The organism is Rhizobium indigoferae (assembly GCF_034554815.1).
Classification (GTDB): Bacteria; Pseudomonadota; Alphaproteobacteria; order Rhizobiales; family Rhizobiaceae; genus Rhizobium; species Rhizobium leguminosarum.
This window is the reverse complement of record NZ_CP140637.1, coordinates 743862-767505: the sequence shown is the minus strand read 5'-3', so window position 1 is coordinate 767505 and position 23644 is coordinate 743862. Positions and strand designations below refer to the sequence as shown.

Genomic DNA, 23644 nt, shown 5'->3' with positions numbered 1-23644 from the left:
CACGCAGCGAAGCAGATCGCTGAGAAGCCGGTCTATCGGAATATGTAGCATCAGAATTCAATTTAAGAGGAAGGATATCAAGATGGACGTTCGCGCCGCCGTTGCCGTTCAGGCAGGAAAACCGCTGGAAGTGATGACCGTGCAGCTGGAGGGACCGCGGGCCGGCGAAGTGCTGGTCGAGGTCAAGGCGACGGGCATCTGCCACACTGACGATTTCACCCTGTCGGGCGCCGATCCTGAAGGCCTGTTTCCGGCGATCCTCGGCCATGAGGGTGCCGGCATCGTCGTCGATGTCGGCTCCGGCGTCACCTCGGTCAAGAAGGGCGACCACGTCATTCCGCTCTACACCCCGGAATGCCGCGAGTGCTATTCCTGCCTTTCCCGCAAGACCAATCTCTGCACCTCGATCCGCGCTACCCAGGGCCAGGGGCTGATGCCGGACGGAACGAGCCGCTTTTCGATCGGCAAGGACAAGATCCACCACTATATGGGGTGCTCGACTTTTTCGAACTTCACCGTGCTGCCGGAGATCGCCCTTGCCAAGGTCAATCCCGACGCGCCGTTCGACAAGATCTGCTACATCGGCTGCGGGGTGACGACCGGCATCGGTGCGGTCATCAATACCGCCAAGGTGGAGATCGGCTCGACGGCAATCGTCTTCGGTCTCGGCGGCATCGGTCTCAACGTGCTTCAGGGTCTGAAGCTTGCCGGTGCCGACATGATCATCGGCGTCGATATCAACCCTGACCGCAAGGCCTGGGGCGAAAAGTTCGGCATGACGCATTTCGTCAATCCGAAGGAGGTCGGCGACGACATCGTGCCCTACCTCGTCAACCTGACCAAACGCAACGGCGACCTGATCGGTGGCGCTGACTACACCTTCGACTGCACCGGCAACACCAAGGTGATGCGCCAGGCACTGGAAGCCAGCCATCGCGGCTGGGGCAAGTCGGTTATCATCGGCGTGGCCGGTGCCGGCCAGGAAATCTCCACCCGTCCGTTCCAGCTGGTCACCGGCCGCAACTGGATGGGCACCGCTTTCGGCGGCGCGCGCGGCCGCACCGACGTGCCGAAGATCGTCGAATGGTACATGCAGGGCAAAATCCAGATCGATCCGATGATCACCCACACCATGCCGCTCGAAGACATCAACAAGGGCTTCGAACTGATGCATTCGGGCAAGAGCATCCGCGGCGTGGTGGTCTACTGAGTCATGAAAACCATCTCGACCGACAATTCTCATGGCGGCACCCAGGGCGTTTACGTCAATCGCTCGGAAGTCTGCGACTGCGACATGACCTTTGCGGTATTTCTACCGCCGCAGGCCAAAGGACGGAAGCTGCCAGTTCTGTGGTACCTTTCCGGTCTGACCTGCACCCATGCAAACGTCATGGACAAGGGAGAGTATCGGCGTCTTGCCGCAGAACTCGGTATTGTTATCGTCTGCCCCGACACCAGTCCACGCGGCGATGCCGTCCCGGACGAGCCGGATAACTGGCAGTTTGGCAAGGGTGCCGGTTTTTATGTCGACGCCACCGAGCCGCCCTTCGCACAGAACTATCGGATGTACAGCTACGTCGTCGATGAATTGCCGCAGCTTATCGCGGCCGAGTTTCCGGTCGACATGACGCGACAGGGAATCTTCGGTCACTCGATGGGGGGACATGGCGCGATCACGATCGCGCTCAAGAACCCCGAACGCTTCAGCAGCTGCTCGGCCTTCGCGCCGATCAGCCATCCATCGGTCTCCGGCTGGTCAAAGCCGGCGTTCCAGAAATACCTCGGTTCGGATGAAAAGAACTGGCGGGCACATGATGCCTGCTCGCTGATCGAAGACGGGCACCGGTTCCCGGAATTCCTCGTCGACCAAGGGACGGCGGATAGCTTCCTGGAGGATGGATTGCGCCCCGAAGAGCTGAGGCAAGCCTGCGAGACGGCCGGGATCAGCCTGCGGCTTCGCATGCAGGAAGGCTACGGCCACTCCTACTTCTTCATTTCGACATTCATGGAAGACCATCTGCGCTGGCACGCGCGGAGATTGGGAGACTGATTGCAGAGCTTGGCCGGGCATATCGCAAACGGCCCAGAAGGGGAGGAGAAACCCATGACCAGCATAGCCATACATCCGGCAGTGGATTCAGGCTTTCGGGCGACTGACGCTGCTTTTGCAGGCGGGACGCTCGTCTGCAAGTGCGCCAGCAATCCGGTGAAGGTAAGAATCAAGAGCGATATCGCCCACAATCACGCCTGCGGCTGCACGAAGTGCTGGAAGCCCGAAGGTGCAGTCTTTTCGGTCGTGGCGGTCGCTCCGACCGAAAGTGTCGAAGTCTTGGAGAATGGCGACAAGCTCGCTGTCGTCGATTCCGCCGCCTTGATCCAGCGCACCGCCTGCAAGGAATGCGGCGTGCATATGTATGGGCCGGTCGTGCGCGAACATCCGTTCCAGGGATTGTCGTTCATCCATCCGGAACGTTTCCAGGAAAGCGGCTGGGCGAAGCCGGGCTTTGCGGCCTTCGTGTCGTCGATCATCGAAAGCGGCTTCGACCCCGCGAAGATGGACGCCGTCAGGGCGCAGCTGAGGACATCAGGCCTCGAGCCTTACGATTGCCTAAACCCTGGCCTTATGGACTACATCGCAACCTGGACCGCCAAGAAGAGCGGCGTGCTGGCCTCGTGATCGGCTAAAGCAATTCCCAGCAAAAGTGCGCAGCGTTTTTGCGTCCGGGATTGCGTAAAAACAAAAGAGAGCATTTCCGTGACTTGAGAGAAAGCGGAAATGCTCTGGGACGCCGAGCCGGCGCTCCCCGACAAAACCGCCGCCACCGGATATCGAGATAGTCCGTGATGGCCGCGCACCGGCTTGCCGGCACCCAGCTTCCGACGCCTGATGATCAAGGTTGATGCGCATAAAGATCGCATCAACCTCGACTGCACCGAAATTCTCACAGACCCGCCACCATAATTCGCTTGGGAAGCTCCGCGATGGCCGCCGCCGCGGAACGCCGATCCCTGGACAGCGCTTTGAAATGACGCCTGACGCGCGCCGGGGACGCTTTGCTCGGCATCATTGTATATTTGAGAAATAATAATTGTGTACGCAGTGTACACAATTATTGACTCGCCCCAAGAGGCGTGCCATCTTCACGGCGTAGAGCAACCAGCGGCCGGAGAGAGACGATGGCGAATACCCCCAAGAGCAATCTCTACGAAGATCTGAAACGGCAGATTCTGACGATGGAACTGGACCCGGACGCCGATCTGGACGAGGCCAGTTTGAGCGAAAGATACGGGGTCTCCCGGACGCCGGTCCGCGACATATTCCGCCGCCTTGCCGGTGAGGGCTATATCGACATCCGCGAGAACAGGGGCGCACGGGTCATCCCGATGAACCACTCCACCCTGCGGAATTTCTTCCTTGTCGCGCCGATGATCTACGCGGCAATCGGCCGTCTCGCCGTGCAGAACTTCAAGCCCACTCAGCTTTCGGACCTGAAGCAGACCCAGGAGCGGTTCCGCGCCGCCAGCGAGAACATGGACGCCCTGGCGATGGTCCTCGAGAATAATCGCTTCCACGAAATCTTCGGCGAGATGTCGGGCAACGTCTATCTGCAGCCGAGCCTTGGCCGGCTGCTCATCGACCACGCGCGTATCGGCCACACCTTCTTCCGGCCGAGGAACGAGGACATGAAGCGACGGCTTCAAGTGGCCGTCGGCCATCATGACGGCTTCATCGATGCGCTCGGCGCTCACGACGAGAATGCCGTCGTCGACCTCGTCTTCGAACACTGGGAATTGTCCCGCGAGAACATGGAGATGTTCATCGCCCCGCAAGGTCTCAAGGCAGACGCCTTCCTCGGCGGCCCCGCCATCCACCTCTTGGAGAAATCGTCGTGAAGTTTGAGGGGATCTATACGCCGGCGGTGACGCCGCTCGACCAAACTGGTCAGATCGATAGGGCTGGATTTGCCGCCGTGCTCGAGTCGCTGATCGAGGCGGGCGTCCACGGCATCATCGTCGGCGGCTCGACCGGCGAGTACTACGCCCAGAGCAGCCAGGAACGTTTCGAGCTTGCGGCCTATGCGAGGGACGTCATCGGCACGCGGCTGCCGCTCATTATCGGGACCGGCGCCACGCGGACCGAAGATTCGGTCGAATACGCAAAGGCGGCGAAGGAAATCGGCGCGGATGCGATCCTGGTGTCGTCACCGCCCTACGCGCTGCCGACCGAGCGCGAGAATGCGGTCCACGCCCTGACCGTCGACCGCGCGGCCAACCTGCCGATCATGCTCTACAACTATCCGGCTCGTATGGGCGTGATGATGGGCGAGGAGTATTTCTCCCGCCTCGGCAAGTCCAGGAACGTGATCGCCATCAAGGAAAGTTCCGGCGACATGGGCAATCTGCACCTGCTAGCCCGGAAATTTCCCCATATCGCGCTGTCTTGCGGCTGGGACGACCAGGCGCTCGAATTCTTCGCATGGGGCGCGAAGAGCTGGGTCTGCGCCGGCTCCAATTTCCTCCCGCGCGAACATGTCGCCCTCTATGAAGCCTGCGTGCTCGAAAAGAATTTCGACAAGGGCCGCGCCATCATGACGGCGATGCTGCCGCTCATGGATTTCCTGGAATGCGGGAAGTTCGTCCAATCGATCAAGCATGGATGCGAATTGATCGGGCTGAATGTCGGATCGGTCCGTGCGCCGCTGCGTCCGCTCAACTCCGAAGAAAAACGAACCCTCCAGACCGTCGTCGCCACGTTGAAGCGCACGGTCGGCCAGATCACCTCGGGAGCAAATCATGCATGAACCCTTGACCGCTTCCGAATACAAGGCGATCGCCGCCGGTCTTCAGTTTCCGACGAATGCCTTCGTCGATGGCGCATTTCGTCCGGCCAATTCAGGGCAGACATTCACCTCGACGAATCCCGCGACGGGCGAGGTTCTCGCCGAGATTGCCGCATGCGATGCCACCGATGTCGACGCCGCCGTCGCCAAGGCAAGGCAAGCCTTCGACGACGGCCGCTGGCGGCTGCGTTCGCCGGCAGAACGCAAGGCGGTGCTCCTCAAGCTCGCCAGGCTGCTGGAGGACAATCGTCACGAACTCGCCGTCATGGAGAGCCTCGACAGTGGCAAGCCGGTCGGCGAATGCCAGACGGTCGATGTTCCCGATACCATTCACACAATCCGTTGGCACGCCGAACTGATCGACAAGCTCTATGACAACACCGCGCCTGTCGGCGCCAACGCGCTGACGATGATCGTGCGTGAGCCGGTCGGTGTCGTCGGATGCGTGCTTCCGTGGAATTTCCCACTTTTGATGCTGGCCTGGAAGATCGGCCCGGCGCTTGCTGCCGGCTGCTCGGTGATCGTCAAGCCTGCGCAGGAAACGACGCTCACCACGCTGCGCGTCGCCGAGCTTGCCCATGAAGCGGGCATTCCAGCCGGCGTCTTCAATGTCGTGACCGGCGGCGGCAAGGAAGTCGGAGAACCGATCGGCATGCATATGGATGTCGATATGGTGGCCTTTACCGGATCGACGCCTACCGGCCGCCGCTTCCTGCGCTATGCAGCGGACTCGAATCTCAAGCGCGTCGTGCTCGAATGCGGCGGCAAGAACCCCGCCGTCGTTCTCGACGATGCCGAAGACCTGGACCTCGTTGCCGAGCAGGTCGTCAACGGCGCCTTCTGGAACATGGGCGAGAACTGCTCGGCCACGTCGCGTCTCATCGTTCATTCCAAGATCAAGGACGAGCTGCTGAAGCGCATCGGCGGCTATATGCGCGAATGGAAGACCGGCGATCCGCTCGACCCCGCAAACCGCATCGGCGCGCTCGTCAGCAAGGCCCATTTCGAGAAGGTGAAATCCTTCCTCGACGACGCCAGGAAGGAGAAGCTGACGGTCACCCATGGCGGTGAAACGTATGGCGGCATCTTCATCGAACCGACGGTGGTCGAGGGTGTAACGCCCGCCAGCCGCCTCTTCCAGGAAGAGATCTTCGGACCGGTGCTTTCGGTCACGACCTTCAATTCGCTTGCCGAAGCAATCGCTCTTGCCAACGACACGAATTACGGTCTGACGGCGTCTGTCTATACCGGCAGCCTGAGGAACGCCATCAAGCTCTCGCGCGAAATCCGCGCCGGCGTCGTCACCGTCAACTGCTTCGGAGAAGGCGACGCCAGCACGCCGTTCGGCGGCTACAAGGAGTCCGGCTTCGGCGGCCGCGACAAGTCGGTCTTCGCCCACGACAACTACTGCGAACTGAAGACGATCTGGATCGACGTCTCGGACCGCTCGGTCGACGAGACCATCCGATGATCTCGAAGTCGGTCAAACGTTTGCCTGTTGAGAATGGCGTCTCGGGCTGGGAGGCGGTCAGCAAACGTCCTTTCCCGGTCCGGACCCTCGACGGCGATGTGACCGCTGATTGGCTGATCGTCGGCGCGGGGTTTGCTGGCCTCTCGGCGGCCCGCCGTCTTCTCGAACTTCGGTCGGATGACAAGATCGTCATCCTTGATGCGAGCGAAGTGGGGAAGGGGACGTCGGGCCGAAATTCCGGCTTCATGATCGACGTTCCGCACAACCTTTCAGGTGGGGAGTATTCGAGTGGAGAGGCGGACGCCACTCGGATGGAGATGGCCCAGAACCGCTCAGCGATAGCCTTCGCCGCGCAAGCGGCGGAGGAATACGGGATGTCGCGCGCGACATTCGACCCGGCGGGAAAGATCAACGCCGCGGCCACTGCTCGCGGCATGAGGCTCAACCGGAGCTTCGGAGAATCCCTGAGGGGCGCTGGCGAGAAGCATACGTTTCTCGACGCGAAAGAGATGCGGGAGATCACCGCATCGGATTACTACACCGGCGGTCTGTACACGCCCGGAGCGGTGCTTATCCAGCCCGCCGATTACATCCGCTCTTTTGCGGCGGGCCTGTCGGACAGGGTCAGTATCTTCGAGCGTTCTCCTGTCACTTCATTGAAGCAAGACAGCGGCACCTGGGCCGCCATGACAAACCGAGGGAAGGTCACCGCTCCAAAGGTGATCCTCGGGGTCAATGGCCACATCGACGATTTCGGGCACTATCGCGGCCGCCTGATGCACATCTTCGCTTATGCCTCGATGACAGCGCCGTTTTCAGCAGACGACTTCGGCCAGAAGGCCTCAGGGCAGGACAAGTGGGCGCTGCTCCCAGCAGATGCGATGGGAGCCACGATTCGAAAGATTACCTCCGCTGGCCAGTCGCGGATCGTAATCCGCACGAAGTACACCTACGAAAGCAAGCTGGAGGCGTCGGACTGGCGCATGGGCAAGATGGCCAAGGCCCATCGAGACGCGCTCGACGCGCGGTTCCCGGGTCTCGCGGATGTCCCTTTCGAATATAGCTGGGCAGGTCGTCTGTGCCTCAGCCGGAACCACGTGCCCGCCTTCGGCGAGATCGAAGAAGGACTGTTTTCCGCATGCTGCGAAAACGGGCTTGGAACGGTCAAGAGCACACTCGCCGGTATGATGGCGGCGGAACTGGCGACCCGAACGGCCTCCCGGCATCTCGAACAATACATGGATCACCCTGAGCCTTCGAGGCTCCCGCCGGAGCCGTTCGCCTGGCTGGGCATAAACGCGATGATCCGTTTGCAGGAATTGCGCGCAGGCCGCGAGGGATGATCCCTCGGCCCACGCAATATGAAGACTGCCCGCCCGCAGACTTCAATGAGAATGGGAACGTAAAACAGGAGTAAGAACAATGAAAAATTTGTGGAGGGCGCTCTGCGCCGCTGCGATGATCGGGGTCAGCATCCTTCCTGCTCGCGCGGAAGAAAAGACGATCACCATGGGTACGATGTCGTGGGAGGACCTGACGCCCATCACCGGAATCACCAAGAAGGTTCTCGAAGACGCCGGCTATACGGTCAAGGTGACCGAGTTCTCCGAATGGGGCATCGCCTATGCCGCTCTCGCCAAGGGCGACATCCAGATTCTCACCTCGCAGACGGACTATGTTGCGCAGGACTACTGGGACAAGAACAAGAACCGCCTCGAAAAGATTTCGCCTGTTTCGCATGGCCTCTATCAGGGCGTTGCGGTTCCCAAATATGTCCCGATCGACTCGCTGGAACAGCTCAACGAAAACGCCGACAAGTTCAGCGGCAAGATCATCGGTATCGAACCGGGTTCCGGCCTGATGCGCGATACCTCGAACGCGGTCAAGGACTACGGCCTCAAGCTCCAGCTCGTCGAGGGCAGCACCGCCGCGATGACGGCGGCGCTGAAGTCCGCCTATGATCGCAAGGAGTGGATTGCGGTGACGATCTGGGAGCCGTCCTGGATGGTTCAGAAGTACGAGGTCAAGTACCTCAAGGACCCGAAGGGCGTATTCCCGCCGCCGCAGAGCTACTACTGGATCGGCCACAAGGGCTTCTCCGCAGAGAACCCGCATGCGCGTGAAGTGATGGCCAGCGTCTACGTCCCGATCGCCGACATCACCGCCATCAACGGCGCGGTCAATGAAGGCAAGACCATGGACCAGGCCGTGCAGGATTGGATCGGCGCCCATGCCGACCTGATCAAGCGCTGGGAAAACATCAAGAAGAACTAAACGCGTCGTGGCCGTCCGATCCGTCGGGCGGTCACCCTGAAACCTAATGAAGAAGCCAGCGCCGAATGGCTCAAAGGGGATAGCTATGAAAGCCGTAAATGCCGATATCAATGACGTTCTGATCGACTGCCAATCCCTTTGGAAAGTCTTCGGTGACAAGTCCGCTGCGGCAATGAAGTCGATCAAGGAGCGCGGCCTCGGCAAAAAGGAGGTGTTGAAGGAGTTCAACTGCGTCGTCGGCGTGTCCGACGCGAGCATTGAGGTCCGGCGCGGCGAAATCTTCTGCATCATGGGATTGTCTGGAAGCGGAAAATCGACGCTCATCCGCCTTCTCAACAAGCTGATCACGCCGAGCTCTGGGAAAGTCCTCGTCAAGGGACGCGACCTCGCCGCCCTGTCGCCGGTCGATCTCCGGCAGATGCGCGCCAGGAACATCGGGATGGTGTTTCAAAGCGTCGCTCTGTTGCCGCATCGCACAGTCCTGGAAAATGCGGCCTTCGGCCTCGAGGTACAGGGAATTGCCAAGCCGGAGCGAAACAAGACCGCCGTTGCAGCGCTCGAGAAGGTCGGCCTCGCCGACTGGGTGAATCGATATCCGAACGAGCTTTCCGGCGGCATGCAGCAACGCGTCGGGCTCGCCCGCGCGCTTGCTTCCGACCCCGAGATCATTCTGATGGACGAGCCGTTCAGCGCTCTCGATCCACTCATCCGGCGTCAGCTTCAGGACGAATTCCGGCAGCTGACGAAAGCCTTGGGCAAGTCCGCGGTCTTCATCACCCATGATCTCGACGAGGCGATCCGGATCGGCGACCGCATTGCGATCATGAAGGACGGCGTCATCATCCAGACCGGCACGGCCGAGGAGATCATCCTCAACCCGGCAGATGCTTATGTCGCCGAATTCGTCGCCGGCATATCGCGCCTCCATCTGATCAAGGCGCATTCCGTCATGCGCAGCGTCGCCGAATTCCATGAGAGCCAGCCGAATTCCGACATCGCGTCGCTGGCGCGCACGACGCCGGATGCCGACATCGACGAACTCATCACATTGACGATGCAGTCGGAGCGCGATGCCATCGCCGTCGTCGACAATGATCAGATCGTCGGCGTTGTCACGCCACGCAGCCTGCTGATGGGCGTCAAGGGGACGTCCACCCACGATCTCACGGCGGCGTCCCACAACTGGAGCTGATTGACATGGATAGTTCAGGCTTCACCGATCTTTTTGACGAATGGACGGACTCGGCGCTCGAGTGGGTGAGCGACAACGGCGAATTCCTCTTCGATACTATCAGACAGGTTCTCGAAGGGCTCTATGACGGGATCCTCTGGCTTCTGGAGCTTCCGCCATTCTACCTGGTCGCGCTGATCGTGGCGCTCATCGGCTGGCGGCTGGTCAATGTCTGGTTCGCCGTGCTGAGCGGCGTCGCGCTGGCGCTTTGTTTTTCCATGGGGCTCTGGCCGGAGACGATGAGCACCCTGGCGCTGGTTTTGACCGCAACCGCGCTCGCCCTGGCGATCGGGATCCCGATCGGTATTGCCGCCGGCTTTTTCCCCGCCCTCGATCGCTTCATGGAGCCCGGCCTGGATCTGATCCAGACACTTCCGCCATACATCTATCTGCTGCCGGCGATCGCCCTGCTCGGCTATGGACCGGCGACGGCATTGATCGCGACGGTGATCGTCGCCGTGCCGCCGGCAATTCGCCTGACGTCTCTCGGTATCCGGATGACGCCCAGGGAGTTCATCGAACTTGGAGAGGCGCTTGGGATCAGACCGGCGCAGATGTTCTTCAAGATCCGCCTTCCCTTTGCGCTGCCGAGCATCATGGCAGGGATCAACCAGAGCCTGATGATGGCGTTCGGCATGGTCGTCATCGCAGGCATCGTCGGTTCCGGCGGGCTCGGCGAGACGATCTACGGCGCGATCAGAACGCTCGACATCGCGACCTCCATCAATGGAGCGATAGCCATCGTGGTCCTGACCATGGTGCTTGACCGGATAACCCAGAGCGCGGCTCGCTTGGGAACGGGGAGGAAGTCGTGAATCCGTCCATCCTGCAGTTTTCGCCCGGCGCTTTCCTGGCGCCGTCAGTCGATTGGCTCAACACCAACCTTCATCCGCTGTTTGCGGCGATCAGCTACCTGATCGAAGCGGTTCTTTCCGGATTCGAGGCGGCCCTCCTCTTCGTGCCGCCCTATGGGCTTATCGCGATCGTCGTCATCCTGGCATTCGTCGCTGTCGGTCTGCGCGCCGCGATCCTCGCGGGGCTTTGCCTGGGGTTTTGTCTCCTCATGGGGCTGTGGACGGCATCGATGCAGACCCTCTCCCTGGTCACGGTCGCTGTCTTGATCTCCGTGCTCATCGCCTTCCCAATCGGCGTCCTGTGCTCGCGCCATAAGACATTGGAGGCGATGGTTCGCCCGGTTCTCGACGTGATGCAGACCGTGCCGCCATGGGTCTACCTCATTCCTGCGGTGATGATCTTCAGCCTTGGACGTGTGCCGGCAATCATCGCCACCATCGTCTATGGCATTCCGCCGATGCTCCGCTTGACCACGCTGGCGTTCAACCAGGTGCCGAGAGAATTCGTGGAACTCGGCAGCGCCATCGGCGCGCCGCCTCGTTCGGTGCTTTGGAAGATCGAGATCCCCTTGGCCAGGCAGACGCTCCTGGTCGGGCTCAACCAATGCATCCTTCTGTCGCTGGCGATGGTGGTGTTGGCCGGACTCGTCGGCGCCGGCGGTCTCGGCGCGGAGGTGACGCGCGGCCTGACGCGCATGGAGATGGGGCTTGGCCTGCGGGCGGGCCTGGCGATCGTCGCAATCGCCCTTCTGCTCGACCGGCTGTCCCGCGGTCTGCTCGACCGTGACAGGCTGCCGAAGACGAGATGAGCAAGGACACCAAAAGATGAGAAACAGCTTCTTCTGCATCGACTCCCATACGTCAGGAAATCCCGTGCGCCTTGTTGCCGGAGGCGGACCGCTGCTTCCGCATGCGCCGATCAGTGAGCGTCGGGAGATTTTTGTCCGGGATCACGACTGGGTGCGCAAGGCGCTGATGTTCGAGCCAAGGGGGCATGACATCATGTCGGGGGCGATCATCTATCCGGCCTACCGGGAGGATTGCGATTTTGCCGTTCTTTTCATCGAAGTGAGCGGCTGCCTGCCGATGTGCGGCGCCGGCACCATCGGCGTCGTGACCGCCGCGATCGAGGAGGGGCTCGTCAAGCCGCGGGAGCCGGGAAGGGTTGCCATAGAGACGCCTGCGGGAAGGGTCGATGTCACCTATGAGGAAAAGGGCGGATATGTCGAATCCGTTCGTCTCCACAATGTTGCAAGCTATCTGCACGAGGCTGATGTCGAGGTCGATGTGCCGGGAATGGGTCGTCTGCGCGTCGATATATCCTATGGCGGCAACTATTATGCGGTCATCGAACCGCAGGATAACTGGAGCGGGCTCGACGGCATGACCGCATCGGATATCGTCGGCTGCAGCCAGAAGCTCAGGTCAGCGCTTGCCGATATTTGCGATCCCGTTCATCCCGACGATCCGAGAATTCGCGGCGTCCATCATGCCATCTGGTGTGACCGCCCCGTGAACGACACCTCGGATGGGCGTTGCGCGGTCTTCTATGGCGAGAAGGCCATCGATCGCTCGCCGGGCGGCACTGGCACTTCCGCACGCATGGCCCAGCTCTATGGGAAGGAACGGCTTACCGTCGGGTCGAGATATCGGCATGAAAGCCTCATCGGAACGGTCTTCGAGGGCCGGGTCGAAGCCGAGGCACGCATTGGGCCCTATAGCGGTATTCTTCCAAGCATCGGAGGCTGGGCACGCGTCATCGGACACAACACCATTTTCGTTGACGATCGGGATCCGCTGGCGCATGGCTTTCAGATCCGATGAGCGCGTTTTCGTCTGAAAAGACGGGGGCGGGGTAAGAAGCGGCAAGGAGATGACTATGCGACCTGAGCAGCATCGACAGGCAGACGCCGACGCGAAGTCGGCTGGCCGGCTCAAGGTCGGCTTCGTTCTGGCGCGATCGTTCACGCTGTCCGCCTTTGCGCTCTTCGTGGACACGCTGCGGCTTGCCAGCGACGAGCAGGATCGTTCCGGGAGGGTCCTTGCTGACTGGCAGGTGATCGGCAGCACGAGGCACTTGATCACCGCGAGTTGCGGCGTCCAGGTTGCTCCGACATCCGATTTCGTCGATCCGTCGAGGTTCGACTACATCGTGGTCGTCGGCGGCCTTCTGACGGTGGAGAACCCTGTCGACCAGCAGACCATCACTTTTCTCAAGCAGGCCGACGCCAAGAAGGTGCCGCTGATCGGCGTGTGCACGGGTTCGTTCATTCTTGCTGCGGCAGGCCTGATGAAGCGGCACGAATCCTGTGTGAGCTGGCTGCATTACAAGGAGTTTCGGGAGCGGTTCCCCGAGCTTAGCGTTCGCTCCGACCGGCTCTTCAATCTCGATCGCCAGCGCGGATCGTGCGCAGGCGGCAGCAGTTCCGCCGACATGGCGGCGTTGCTGGTCAGAAAATATATCAGCCGCGACGCTGAACGAAACGCGCTTGAAGTGCTTCAGATCGAAAAGGCCCGGACTCCATCGGACATACAGCCCCGGCGTCCGCTCTACGACGACTATGACGACGCCCGCGTCAAGGCGGCGATGATTACGATGGAACAGTTCGTCGATGGCAGCATGTCGATTCAAAAGCTTGCCGCCACGGTTGGCCTGTCTCGGCGGCAACTGGAGAGGATCTTTATCGACAAGACCGGGATGTCTCCTGCCAAGGCTTATAATCGTGTTCGCATGGAGCGTGCGAAATCGATCCTGGCTCAGTCGAAGGCGCCACTGATCGAGATCGCGCTGGATGTCGGCTTTGAAAACGCCTCGCAGTTCACGCGAACGTTCAAGCGCACATTCGGGCAAACGCCGTCGCAGCATCGTGCCGCTTCGAGAGCGCACTAAAGCGCGTCGCAATCTTTCAGATTCGCTCCTCTCGCTTTAGGCCTTTGTTCTCACGCATGTCGTTGTCGCAAAACCGCTGCACACTTTTGCGCGACATGCTTTCTTCAGATCTCTTCCCAGGGAAAGGTGTCCAGCCGCTCGGCTCCCCTTGCCGTGATCAGAGCCTGGGTTTCCAGCTTGATGCTCTCTGATCCGGCCTCCGCGATCAGGCTTTCGACGTTGAGCACCATGCCCTCCTCGATGAGGCCGCTGAATTCAGGGTCGAAATCCGGATGCAGAAGGATCCCTGGCCATTCGTCCGCCATTCCGGTTCCGTGCAGAGCAAGCGTGTATCGATAAGGCTGGTATTGCTCCGGAATCCGCCACGACAGCGCGTTGAACTCTTCAAAGGTCATGTCGGGCTTCAGGATGGCGAGATTGTGCTCGATCTGATCCCTGGCGGCGGCGTAGAGTTGCTTCTGCTTGGCGTTCATCGCGACGTGCCCTGCTGTCCACGAGCGCGAGAGGTCGGCGCAATAGCCGTAGGGTCCGATCATATCGGTGTCGAAGGATATCATCTCCCCGCGTTTGACCACATAGTCCGAACATTCCTGATACCAGGGGTTCGTTCTGGGGCCTGCGGTCAGGAGCTTGGTCTCGAGCCACTCGCCGCCACTAGGTGCGTTTTCGAAGTGAAGCTCGGCCCAGATCTCTCTTTCGGTGCGGCCGGGCTCGTGTGCCTCGTACATCCGCGCCATGCCTGCTTCGCAGACACGGATCGTCCATCTCATCAGCTCGATTTCGTCAGCGCTTTTGATGGATCGCGCCCTCTCGGCCAGCTCCTGACCGTCTAAGAGCATGAAGCCGCGTTCCCGCAATTCGAACGCGCCGGCGGGTTCGAGCTTGTCCACCGCCACGCGCTTGTTGCCGCCGTTGCTCTTTATGAGGTCCGCGACTTCCTCCGCCCAGGCTTTCAGGCGGGGTTCCATAAGGTTCCCGGCCGTGAAGAATATCCATGACTTCGCCGACCGGATCTCGTCGATGCCGGGAAGCCCGTCATTGACATGTTCGGCGCCTTCGAATTCGAAAAGTATGGCCGGACCATCGGCCAGGATCAGAGCGTAGCGCGAGGCGTTGTGCATCGTCCAGATGCTCATATTCGATGAATCGAAGGCATATCGGATGTTGACGGGATCGTAGAGGAGCAGGGCGCCGCAATCCCATTCGCGCATCTTCGTGCGCAGGCACTCCAGACGATAGCGGCGAGCCCGATCGAGCGTCGTGGCCGGCAAAGGACTGATGAGAGGCCGATCCACCCCCTCGGGATTGAGATATGCCTGCTTTCGCTCATCCTTGAAGACCGTCGGGCCGGTCAGCTCGGCGGAATCGCTTTCCTCTCGCAACATCTCAGTGAGTCCCTGTTGTCGGTGGGTGACGCGACGTTATCGGGCGCTCAGCGCTCGATGACGAGATCGCTGAGCGGCTTGGAGCAGCAGGGCAGAAAGAGGCCGGCGTCGATTTCCCGCTGACGAATTCCGCCATTGTGGTTCATGTCGACCGTGCCTGACGTAAGCTTCGACTTGCAGGTGCCGCAGACGCCGTTCGCGCAGGACGACGGGATCCTGACGCCTGACTTCTTCGCGCATGAGAGCACGCTCTGGTCGCCGGAGACGTCGATGCTGCGGGCCTGCTTCGAGAAGGTGACCTGAAAGACCTTGGCAGCGGCCTCCTGAACCGCAGGGATTTCGGGTTCGTCGATGACCGCGGCTTCGAAGCTTTCTTCCAGGTAGTTCGAGCCGGGCACCTCGAGTTCGGCGGCAATGCCGCGCGCGGCGGCCATGAACGGGGCGGGGCCGCAGCACATCACAGTTCGCTCGGCGATATCGGGAACCGCAAGCCGCATATAGTCTGCCGAGATACGGCCGATCAGACCGGGCCAGGATGGCTCGCCGGCAACGGTCTCCGGGAGGAAATGCAGGCGAAGGCCTTTCAGCCTGCGGGCGATGAAGGCGAGTTCGTCGCGAAAGATCAGATCGTGCGGCGTCCGGCCGGCATGCATGAAGACGACGTCGGCAGGTTCGCAACTGTCGGCGATTTCACGCAGAATGGACATGACGGGCGTAATGCCGGAACCGCCGGACAGCAGCAGAAGCTTCGGTTTCGAAGCCGCGGGCCTGACGAAATGGCCAAGCGGGCCGTTCGCCTTGACGGTTGCCCCGGGGACCAGGGTGTCATGAAGCCAGTTGGAGATCTTGCCGCCGGGAACGCGCTTCACCGTCACGGAGAAGGCGTTCGTCCGATGCGGCGAGGAGGAGATGCTGTAGCACCTGTTTTCAGCGTCTCCATTATATTCCAGGTCGAACAGAAAATACTGCCCGGCCTTGAACGCGAACCGCTTACCCTCCCGGGAGGCGAAGGTGAATGTCTTGACGTCGTGGGTCTCCTGCTGAACGTCGAGGCAGACCAGCGCGTCGTCTTCCTCTGGGTTCCACAGGTCGTGAAGGGCGGCTCTGGGCGCGGGCGCCTGTGGGTTTCTAGTATCCATGGGCGCGCATCCGGTCGATGTACCAGGCGGCGAACTTGTCGAGGTTCGTCTCGGAGAAGCGGGAGTAGGGGCCGGGCTGATATGCCGGGTCGAGAGCGCCGGCATGGGAGCGGGCGACGAGATCGGCGTCCTGGTCCGTCGTCGCGACCCAGACGTCCGTCAGCTTGTCGAGATCGTAATCCACGCCTTCGACGGCTTCCTTGTGGACCAGCCACTTGGTTCTCACAAGCGTCTTGCCCGCGGAGAGCGGAATGACGGTTGCCACCACGGCGTGGTCGCCCATGAAGTGGTTCCAGCTGTTGTGGCCCCAAAGATGTGTGTCACCGAGATCCTTGCGGGTCATCTGCCCGAGAAGCTTGGAGGATGCGGCGGTGGCGTCGTGGGTCTGGGATTCGCCGGCGCCTGCGATGATCAGCCGCTGGGTGCGGAAGTTGGTGGCGCAGTCGGCGAGCTGCTCGACGGCCGCCGAGAGGAAGCCGTCCACCTCCCACGCCTTGGTCCGCTCTTCATACAGCCTGAAATGCTCCTCGGCCTGCTCACGATCCTCCGGGCTCAGAGTTTCGGGGTCGAAGCCGAAGTCGAGATCGACGAAGGAGACGCAGAGCTCCGGATGGTTTGCGGAGCAATGGTAGCATTCGCGATTGTTCTCCATCGTCAGCTTCCAGTTGCCGTCCTCGATGACGTCAGTTTGGAAGGCAATCTTTGCATTCCGGATGTCGTAGGGGGCGAGGCGCTCGACCATGGCTTGCTCGAGGAGAGCGATGTCCTCGGGCGGATTGTCGGAAAGACAGACATAAATCAGTCCGCCGATCGACTTGAAGGTGACGGACTTGAGGCTCCGACACTCCTTGTCGAAGTCCTTGCCCATGTGAGGCGCGTAGCTGAGCTCACCCGTCAGTTCATATGTCCAGGTGTGATAGGGACAGACGAGTTTTGAGACGATCGTCTTGCCCGGATCGAGGAGGCGGGAGCCGCGATGGCGACAGACATTGTGCAGGACGCGGATTTCTCCGTCGTCGTCACGCAGAAGGATCAGGCTCGTCTTGCCGATATCGACCACCGTGGCGTCGCCGGGTTCGGGAACATCACAGTCCAGGCCGACACAGATCCAGTGCTTGTGGAAAAAGACCTCGAGGTCTGCTTCGAACACGTCTTCTCTGACGTAAAGGCCGGCCGGCAGCGAGTGACCGTCGGCGCGGGCGTCGAGAAGGGCTGAAATGGTAGATGGAAGCCTGTTTAGCATGAGAACCTCTTATGCGAGAGTTTCCCGAGATTGCCCTTGCAACGCTGACGTTTCAACGGCATAAAAAATCACGTTCGCATGAGTTTTTATCATGTGAAGAGGAGTTCTGCGATGCATTTCCGAAGACGGATCCCGTCGCTGACGGCACTGGTGACCCTGGAGGCGGTGCTCAGGAAGAAGAGCTTCACCACGGCTGCGACCGAATTGGGTGTCACCCAGGCGGCAGTCAGCAGGCAGATTGCGTTGCTGGAGGAGGAATTCGGCCAGCCCCTATTCGTGCGCAAGCATCGAGCCATCGAACCGACAACGGCATGCATCAACCTCGGAGCCACGCTGGCGAAGAGCTTTGCCGATATCGCCGAGAGCGTGGAAGCGATCCAGTCGCGCAGCCAGGACGTGTTGACGATAGGGGCGACCGTTGCATTCTCTTCCTTCTGGCTGCTGCCGCGGCTGGCCGAATTCCGCCGGGCGAACCCGGGCATTCTGGTGCGAGTGATATCCCAGGACAGCCCGATCGCTCTCGACGACGGAGAAGTCGATGTGGCAATTCGCTATGGTGTGCCCCCTTTCAGCGATGCTACCGTCATCGCCTCGCGCGGCGACGTCATCTGCCCCGTCTGCTCTCCCGATTACCTCAGGCGTCGAGGAGATGGCCCGCTAGGCTCCGTCGACGAATTCATCGAAACGGACGTTCATGATCGTTCCTGGTATAGCTGGGCGCAGTGGTTTTCTCTGACCGGCGCCAAGCTCGAGGTAAAGCCGTCGCTTCGGTTCAACCACTATACCGAAACCATCGCCGCCGCGCGCGCGGGGCAAGGGATTGCCTTGGGATGGCGCATGCTGGTGGGCACTTTTCTGGAGGATGGAACCCTGGTGCGGATCGGCGGCGGTGAGCTTGCCGCGGAAGATCGTTACAACGTGATCGTGCCCGTCAAAGCCAAGCGAAACAACGCGCGGGACCTTGCCGCCGCCTGGCTGACGGCATCATTGCACGGTTGATCGAAACTGCCGTATTCACAAGCCCAATCCTACAGTGGCCGTTCGGTGGACGCCTTTGGGGACGAAGGCGAAGTGATCTGCCAGGCCCAGGAAATCCGCCGCCAAGTGAATGACGGAAAGCCACATTTCCGTCCCCTGCAAGCTCGGTTCACCACCGTCGGCAAACGGGAATCCCTCGCCATCCCGCCATCTATCCAGAGCCCTCAATATGAGATTTCGGGCGATTGCCTCTCCGTCAGCCCGCCTGTAGTCGGTCTGTCGGGCAATCAGCAGCAAAGGATGAATCGTATCGAGCAGGTTGCACGCATTGTATTTCGCAGCAACGAAGCCCTTGTGGTTGCGATAATTGAGGTGAACTGTTTCAAGTGAGGCGTGCGGGTGGGGAAGTGCCGCGCCGAACTGGGCGTAGGTGCCTCGTGTCAGGCGATAAAAGCCGTTCACAGGCTGGAGCCATCCTTCCCCCGCGGTCGGCTCACCCCATAGGCCGGAGACGCTGTTGGCATTCCGGCTCAGCCACTCAAAGAGCTGCTGCCGTGAATGCCTGAGGCCGAAATACTTCGCATTGAAGTACATGGCGGTTCCGATCGCATCGACCACGCTGCCGGCGTGCCATGCCCGTGTCGACCAGGGCAGGGCGCTCAGCCATTCGTCAAGCTCTCCGATGCCAAGCTCGACGGCATGGACGGGTTGCCGTGGACTGGAGCCAAGCAGCTCAAGCGCATATCCGGCCGAAAGGACGTTGTAGAGCGCCTTTGGATCATCCCTCAGCGCCTTGTCGTGCATGCGCGAATGCTCATCCGGGAACAGCCCGGTCTCTCGTTCCTGGAGGCCTTGGAGAAGCTCGACGGTTTCCGAGATATTGAGGTCGGGCGGCAGGTGACCGAACCCGGCGGCGATCTCGATGGCATCGCATAAATGCCGGATCGCCGGCCTCCGGACGCCGTCCGCTTCCAACGATTCATAGGCTCCCTGCGTTTTCCAGCGTGCAAGAATGTCCGGCCACTGGTCTTTCGCCTTCTGCCCCAGCCTGACCAATTGATCTTCGATGTCTCCAGTGCCGGATTTCCTGGGTGCCGAGCCTCGGCTCCGCAGTACCCGGGCGGGCACGCCACCGGCAATCGACATGGTGGGAATGTCTCCGGTAACCACCGCTCCGGCGGCGATCACGGCGCCATTTCCAATTGTTGCGCCATCGAGGACCACGGAATTGGCGCCGATCCAGACATCGTCACCGATGGTTATGCCGATGCTGTTGACACCCTGGCGATGTATGGGAACTGCCGGATCGTCGAAGCCATGATTAAAGCCGACGATCGAGGCATGCGAAGCAATCCGCACGCCATTGCCGCACGTCACTGTGCCGGAAATACAGGCATAGGGATTGATGGTGCAATCATCGCCAAGGATCACATGGCCGCGGACGAGTGCGTGCCCGGCGATCCAGGATCGCTCGCCCATCGTCAGGCTTTCGGTGAAGATCGCTGCATTCTCGGCGATGTAGGACGACTCGGCCAGCTCCGCACCGCATGATCGCCTGAGTTGCGCCTTGCGGGCAAGGTGGGCTGGATGGCCGAGGTCGGACACAATGTGTTCCCAGGTAAGGTATTGAAGCCTGCGCGCTTCCCTCTGTTCATTCACCGGGGCTTGCGGGCCATTGGCGTGATCCATCTGATCCTCATTCTCAGGTTCAACCGCCGAATATTCGTCTGATTCAGCGATCCGTTGCCTCGCTGCATCAGACGGCGTGATCCGTCTAAAAGCAAGACTTCTGACAATGGTGGCACAGCCCTCGTTGCGATGGCTCCAATTGCCTTGGTTGCCGTGTAGGTAATCGGTTCGGCCGAGGCGCCCGGGTTCATCGCCTGTACGGAAAGCGCACCGCCCGGCGAGAAGATAAGGGTATGCTTGCCACGCTCACCTCTGAATTCGCAATTGGCAGAGACGTCATGCACCACGCACCGATCATCGGCAACGTGCTGAGCCATCTGGAAACCTTGAGGCGAGTTATGCCGCGCTCAGAAGTTCAGCGCTAACCGGCATTCCCATATGAAAGCCCTGGACGCGGTCGATGCGAAGATCCTTGAGAAGGGAAAACTGTGCTGCAGTTTCGACGCCTTCCACCAGGATCGTATTCCCACGATTGCGGATGAGAGCAATCATGTCCTGAAGCATCATCAGACCGCGTGGGTTCGAGCAGTCGTGCAGGAAGGTTCTATCGACCTTGACCGTCTGAAACTCGATTGCCCTCAGCCAAGAGAGGCCCGCGAAACCGCAGCCGAAGTCGTCAAGCCAGATCTCGACGCCGAGTGCCCGCAGATCGGCAATGCATTTCAGCACCTCCGACTGCATATCCATGTCCAGGCCCTCGGTGACTTCCAAGGCTAGTCGCGATCCGCAGACTCCGCACCGAGCAAGGATATCAGCGACACTGGCAGCAAAGCCGGGGGAACGCAGTTGTATTGGCGACACGTTGACGCTGACGGTAGCCATGCGATCGGTCATCAATATATCGCGGCATGCCGTCTCGATCGCCCACCTGCCCAGTTCGAGGATAGCGCCACTTCGTTCTGCCACCGGAATGAATGTCTTCGGCGAAACCGCGGTGCCGTCCGGCATCCTGAGGCGCATCAAAGCCTCGACAGCTCTTGCCTTCTCGTTCATCACGTCGAAGATCGGTTGGTACACGAGCGAGACCAGTTTGCGATCAATGGCGGCCGCCAGCAGCGGGACGAGTTTACCAGCATAGTCGTCGGGGCGAGGCAACAACGGATCAAAACTACGAATGCAGTTTCGGCCACTTGCTTTGGCATTGTAGAGAGCGAGGTCGGCTTCACGCACTATTCGTTCAACTTTCTCTCCAACTTTCTCGCGGGTGAAGGCGACGCCGATGCTGACGGTTACGATCGATATATCATCTGGTCGCTCGTCGTGAGCAATCGCAAGAGTCTCGACTTCTATTCTGATCTTCTCGGCGAGAGTCATCGCGACCTTGGGGAGGGCGTCCGGCATGACTACGATAAACTCCTCGCCACCATACCTGCCGATCATGCCGTCGGACGACTCTACAACTGCCTTCAGCGCATTGGCGATGACAGTCAGACATCGGTCTCCTTCCTGATGTCCGTAGCGATCATTGAAGCGTTTGAAAAAGTCGACGTCGATAAGGAACACGGAGAAGTCGCGTCGTTCGTCTTTCCAAGCGGCCCAGCATTCGTCGAGTCGCCGATCCAGCGCGCGTCTGTTGCTTATGCCTGTCAGGTAGTCAGTATGTGAAAGCTCGAGCAGTGTCCTTCCCCGCTCGGACGCTTCCCAGTGCTGGTGGCGAGCCTCCGCCGCGTTCAACAACACGTTTCGACGCTCCACGTTCAATCGCCAATTGACGAAAGACGTGAAGACAAAGCACGAAATGTAGAACAACCCGAAGGCAAGCTTGTAGGTTTGGCTTGAAGGGAAAAATTCCTCGATCGTAACGAAAAATGCGCAAAGAACGAGGCTCGAGGTGATCACCGAAAGCCGAAACGGGAAACTGAAAAAGAGGTTGGCGCCCATCATGAAGATGGCGCCGAATATCATGTAGTATGACATGGCGGTGACGTCGCGGGTGGCAATCGCCGGGTAAAGCCAGCCCACATAGCCCGCAAGCAGTGCCGAGGCGCATGTGATGTCAAGCCAGACGGTTTTCGCTTTTGCCAGGCGCAGGGTCTCGAAAACCAGCAAAGCGATCGTTGCAATGACGAATCGCGCGGCGATCGTCACAGGCGCAACATCGGGGATCAGCCAACGGTCGGGAAGTGCGAAGGACACATAAACGGCAACCGCGATCCAAAGACCATGCCGCGAACTCCGCCCTCGGACAGCATCATTTTCAGTTTTCAAAGACTTGAGGGCCTCGGCGAATGAAAAGCTGGCGGTGGATTCGTCGCGCTGGACATTAGCGTAGGCCGCGGTCCTGCAAAAACGCTGGACTGACAGCCATCTAAAGTATGTTGAAAAGTAAGCCATACTTCGGCGCCCTCCAGAGTTGCGTTCGGCAACCTGCAACCGGTTTGTCTTGTTGCTTAGCTTTGTTAGAGGGGTAGCATCGGACCCGCAAGAGTAGAATTACCCTTATCCCGTGTAGATTCTAGTCGCATCCTATTTCGAGGTTGATTATGCTTAACGCTATGTCAAAGGGGTCTCGAAATGGCACAAAGCCTGGTCTTGGACGGTGAAAGTCTTGTTGCGCCGGGTGAAATTCGTCGGGCGGCAAGAAGGGTTGCTGCCCCAGATCCCGGCCACCTTATCGTTGCCACAGCCGAGCTTGCCCTCAGCCTTGACGTGTCGATCCGTCAGTTCAAATCCGGCATCGAGCCTAATGCGATCATCGAGCGTCTCACCGACGCCTTGCATCAGATACGGCGGCGCTTTCATCCGGAGGTGTGGGACGTCATCGTTCCGATCGCGCAATCTCATCCAGTTGCTCACTATCTTCATCAAGATCCATTGACCCGCTGGTCGTTCGAAAAGCCGCGCGGCTATTCTGGCGACGCACGCCTTCTCGACTTCATCTACGGCAGACCTGAGATTGAGGACGCCGTCTTATCAGCGAGCAACTTGGGACGCTCGATCTACGCCTACACTCGAAATGCTTCGTCATCCGTCGCGGTAAGAGAGCGTCGAGACATTCTGGCTCGCCGCGTTGACGAAATCGCTTTGGCCCGGCCTGGTTCCACCGAAGTCCTCGCCATCGCAGCCGGGCATCTTCGTGAGGGGCCTTTGTCGCGCGCTCTCGGCGCCGGCGCGATCAGGCGCTGGGTAGCCTTGGATCAAGACCCGATGAGCGTTGGAACCGTCACCCGCGATTTCGCCGGCACGTCCGTCGAAGCGGTGAACGGGTCGGTCAAATCCCTGCTCGGTGGAAGGCATGCGCTGGGAATGTTCGATTTCGTTTATGCCGCGGGTCTTTATGACTATTTACCGGACGCGGTAGCCGTAAAGCTGACCAAGAAGTGCGTCAGCATGCTCAAGCCTGGCGGCACATTCCTATTCGCCAACTTCTCTCCGGAGACGGAGGTCGATGGCTATATGGAGACATTTATGAACTGGGCGCTGCTGTTGCGGTCAGAACGAGAGATGGGCTTGATCGCCAGTGAAAGCGTGACTGGGGCGGATGTGAAGGTGTCGGTTTGGTCCGGCTCAAACCGCAGCATTGTCTACTGTGAAATCCAAAGACCGCAGTAGGCGGCATGCCTGCCGTCCAATCCGGTAGTCTTCGGGTAGTCCGTTAGTCCAAAAACCGGGGGCGACCCTATCAGAGGCTGCATGAGAAAGGGCGTGG

Annotated in this window: 20 protein-coding genes; 15 read left to right on the top strand and 5 right to left on the bottom strand. The window is 60.1% G+C overall.

All coding sequences use genetic code 11. From position 1 onward, the window contains the following. The first annotated feature begins 82 nt into the window (after nucleotides 1–82). The 13 genes from U5G49_RS30045 (at nucleotide 83) to U5G49_RS29985 (ending at nucleotide 13561) form a co-directional block, all read left to right on the top strand. Nucleotides 83–1210: an S-(hydroxymethyl)glutathione dehydrogenase/class III alcohol dehydrogenase gene (locus U5G49_RS30045; protein WP_193442552.1), complete on the top strand. Its 1128-nt coding sequence runs from the start codon at nucleotides 83–85 to the stop codon at nucleotides 1208–1210. A gap of 3 nt (nucleotides 1211–1213) precedes the next feature. Further along, a complete protein-coding gene (fghA, locus tag U5G49_RS30040) occupies nucleotides 1214–2050 on the top strand; it encodes an S-formylglutathione hydrolase (protein WP_193442554.1) in 837 nt (278 codons plus the stop codon). A 54-nt stretch (nucleotides 2051–2104) separates the two neighbouring features. Further along, nucleotides 2105–2677 (top strand): S-(hydroxymethyl)glutathione synthase, encoded by a 573-nt coding sequence (gene gfa / locus U5G49_RS30035; protein WP_018246031.1) that lies wholly within the window; start codon nucleotides 2105–2107, stop codon nucleotides 2675–2677. 500 nt (nucleotides 2678–3177) lie between these two features. After that, nucleotides 3178–3894 carry a GntR family transcriptional regulator gene (locus U5G49_RS30030; protein WP_193442556.1) on the top strand — a complete coding sequence of 239 codons (717 nt, stop codon included), beginning with the start codon at nucleotides 3178–3180 and terminating at the stop codon, nucleotides 3892–3894. Then, nucleotides 3891–4802, top strand: coding sequence for a dihydrodipicolinate synthase family protein (locus tag U5G49_RS30025; RefSeq protein WP_018445126.1), 912 nt, complete (start codon nucleotides 3891–3893; stop codon nucleotides 4800–4802). The genes U5G49_RS30030 and U5G49_RS30025 overlap by 4 nt, the downstream gene beginning before the upstream one ends. Continuing rightward, nucleotides 4795–6312, top strand: a complete 1518-nt coding sequence (locus U5G49_RS30020; RefSeq protein WP_193442558.1) for an aldehyde dehydrogenase — start codon at nucleotides 4795–4797, stop codon at nucleotides 6310–6312. The genes U5G49_RS30025 and U5G49_RS30020 overlap by 8 nt, the downstream gene beginning before the upstream one ends. After that, entirely contained in the window at nucleotides 6309–7655 is a 1347-nt protein-coding gene (locus tag U5G49_RS30015) for an NAD(P)/FAD-dependent oxidoreductase (protein ID WP_193442561.1), read from the top strand. The genes U5G49_RS30020 and U5G49_RS30015 overlap by 4 nt, the downstream gene beginning before the upstream one ends. A 79-nt stretch (nucleotides 7656–7734) precedes the next feature. Further along, the gene (locus tag U5G49_RS30010; protein WP_193442563.1) at nucleotides 7735–8586 is read left to right on the top strand and encodes a glycine betaine ABC transporter substrate-binding protein; all 852 of its coding nucleotides are present in this window, start codon (nucleotides 7735–7737) and stop codon (nucleotides 8584–8586) included. Between the two features lie 85 nt (nucleotides 8587–8671). Next, a complete protein-coding gene (locus tag U5G49_RS30005; RefSeq protein ID WP_376770315.1) occupies nucleotides 8672–9778 on the top strand; it encodes a quaternary amine ABC transporter ATP-binding protein in 1107 nt (368 codons plus the stop codon). Nucleotides 9779–9783: 5 nt separating this feature from the next. After that, the gene (locus U5G49_RS30000; protein ID WP_193442566.1) at nucleotides 9784–10632 is read left to right on the top strand and encodes an ABC transporter permease; all 849 of its coding nucleotides are present in this window, start codon (nucleotides 9784–9786) and stop codon (nucleotides 10630–10632) included. After that, nucleotides 10629–11480, top strand: coding sequence for an ABC transporter permease (locus tag U5G49_RS29995; RefSeq protein WP_018246023.1), 852 nt, complete (start codon nucleotides 10629–10631; stop codon nucleotides 11478–11480). The genes U5G49_RS30000 and U5G49_RS29995 overlap by 4 nt, the downstream gene beginning before the upstream one ends. A 16-nt stretch (nucleotides 11481–11496) precedes the next feature. Further along, entirely contained in the window at nucleotides 11497–12495 is a 999-nt protein-coding gene (locus U5G49_RS29990; RefSeq protein WP_193442568.1) for a 4-hydroxyproline epimerase, read from the top strand. A 55-nt stretch (nucleotides 12496–12550) separates the two neighbouring features. Beyond that, nucleotides 12551–13561: a GlxA family transcriptional regulator gene (locus tag U5G49_RS29985; RefSeq protein ID WP_193442570.1), complete on the top strand. Its 1011-nt coding sequence runs from the start codon at nucleotides 12551–12553 to the stop codon at nucleotides 13559–13561. Between the two features lie 104 nt (nucleotides 13562–13665). On the opposite strand, the gene U5G49_RS29980 is transcribed toward U5G49_RS29985, so the two are convergent. Genes U5G49_RS29980 through U5G49_RS29970 form a run of 3 tightly spaced genes read right to left on the bottom strand, consistent with a single transcriptional unit; the run spans nucleotide 13666 to nucleotide 17328 of the window. Further along, nucleotides 13666–14946, bottom strand: a complete 1281-nt coding sequence (locus tag U5G49_RS29980) for a M24 family metallopeptidase (RefSeq protein WP_193442573.1) — start codon at nucleotides 14944–14946, stop codon at nucleotides 13666–13668. 47 nt (nucleotides 14947–14993) lie between these two features. After that, on the bottom strand, nucleotides 14994–16085 hold the full coding sequence (locus U5G49_RS29975) for a hybrid-cluster NAD(P)-dependent oxidoreductase (protein ID WP_193442575.1): 1092 nt from the start codon (nucleotides 16083–16085) through the stop codon (nucleotides 14994–14996). Further along, nucleotides 16075–17328: an aromatic ring-hydroxylating dioxygenase subunit alpha gene (locus tag U5G49_RS29970; RefSeq protein WP_193442577.1), complete on the bottom strand. Its 1254-nt coding sequence runs from the start codon at nucleotides 17326–17328 to the stop codon at nucleotides 16075–16077. The genes U5G49_RS29975 and U5G49_RS29970 overlap by 11 nt, the downstream gene beginning before the upstream one ends. Nucleotides 17329–17439: 111 nt before the next feature. Between U5G49_RS29970 and U5G49_RS29965 the strand changes: the two genes are divergently transcribed. After that, nucleotides 17440–18327, top strand: coding sequence for a LysR substrate-binding domain-containing protein (locus U5G49_RS29965; protein ID WP_193442580.1), 888 nt, complete (start codon nucleotides 17440–17442; stop codon nucleotides 18325–18327). 15 nt (nucleotides 18328–18342) lie between these two features. Here the strand turns inward: U5G49_RS29965 and U5G49_RS29960 are convergent, their stop codons facing one another. Both U5G49_RS29960 and U5G49_RS29955 read right to left on the bottom strand, forming a co-directional pair. Beyond that, nucleotides 18343–19995 (bottom strand): acyltransferase, encoded by a 1653-nt coding sequence (locus U5G49_RS29960; RefSeq protein WP_193442582.1) that lies wholly within the window; start codon nucleotides 19993–19995, stop codon nucleotides 18343–18345. Nucleotides 19996–20331: 336 nt separating this feature from the next. Continuing rightward, complete coding sequence (locus U5G49_RS29955) at nucleotides 20332–22329, bottom strand: putative bifunctional diguanylate cyclase/phosphodiesterase (protein WP_193442584.1); 1998 nt, start codon at nucleotides 22327–22329, stop codon at nucleotides 20332–20334. 180 nt (nucleotides 22330–22509) lie between these two features. Between U5G49_RS29955 and U5G49_RS29950 the strand changes: the two genes are divergently transcribed. Beyond that, the gene (locus tag U5G49_RS29950; RefSeq protein ID WP_193442586.1) at nucleotides 22510–23547 is read left to right on the top strand and encodes a methyltransferase domain-containing protein; all 1038 of its coding nucleotides are present in this window, start codon (nucleotides 22510–22512) and stop codon (nucleotides 23545–23547) included. Nucleotides 23548–23644: the final 97 nt, after the last annotated feature.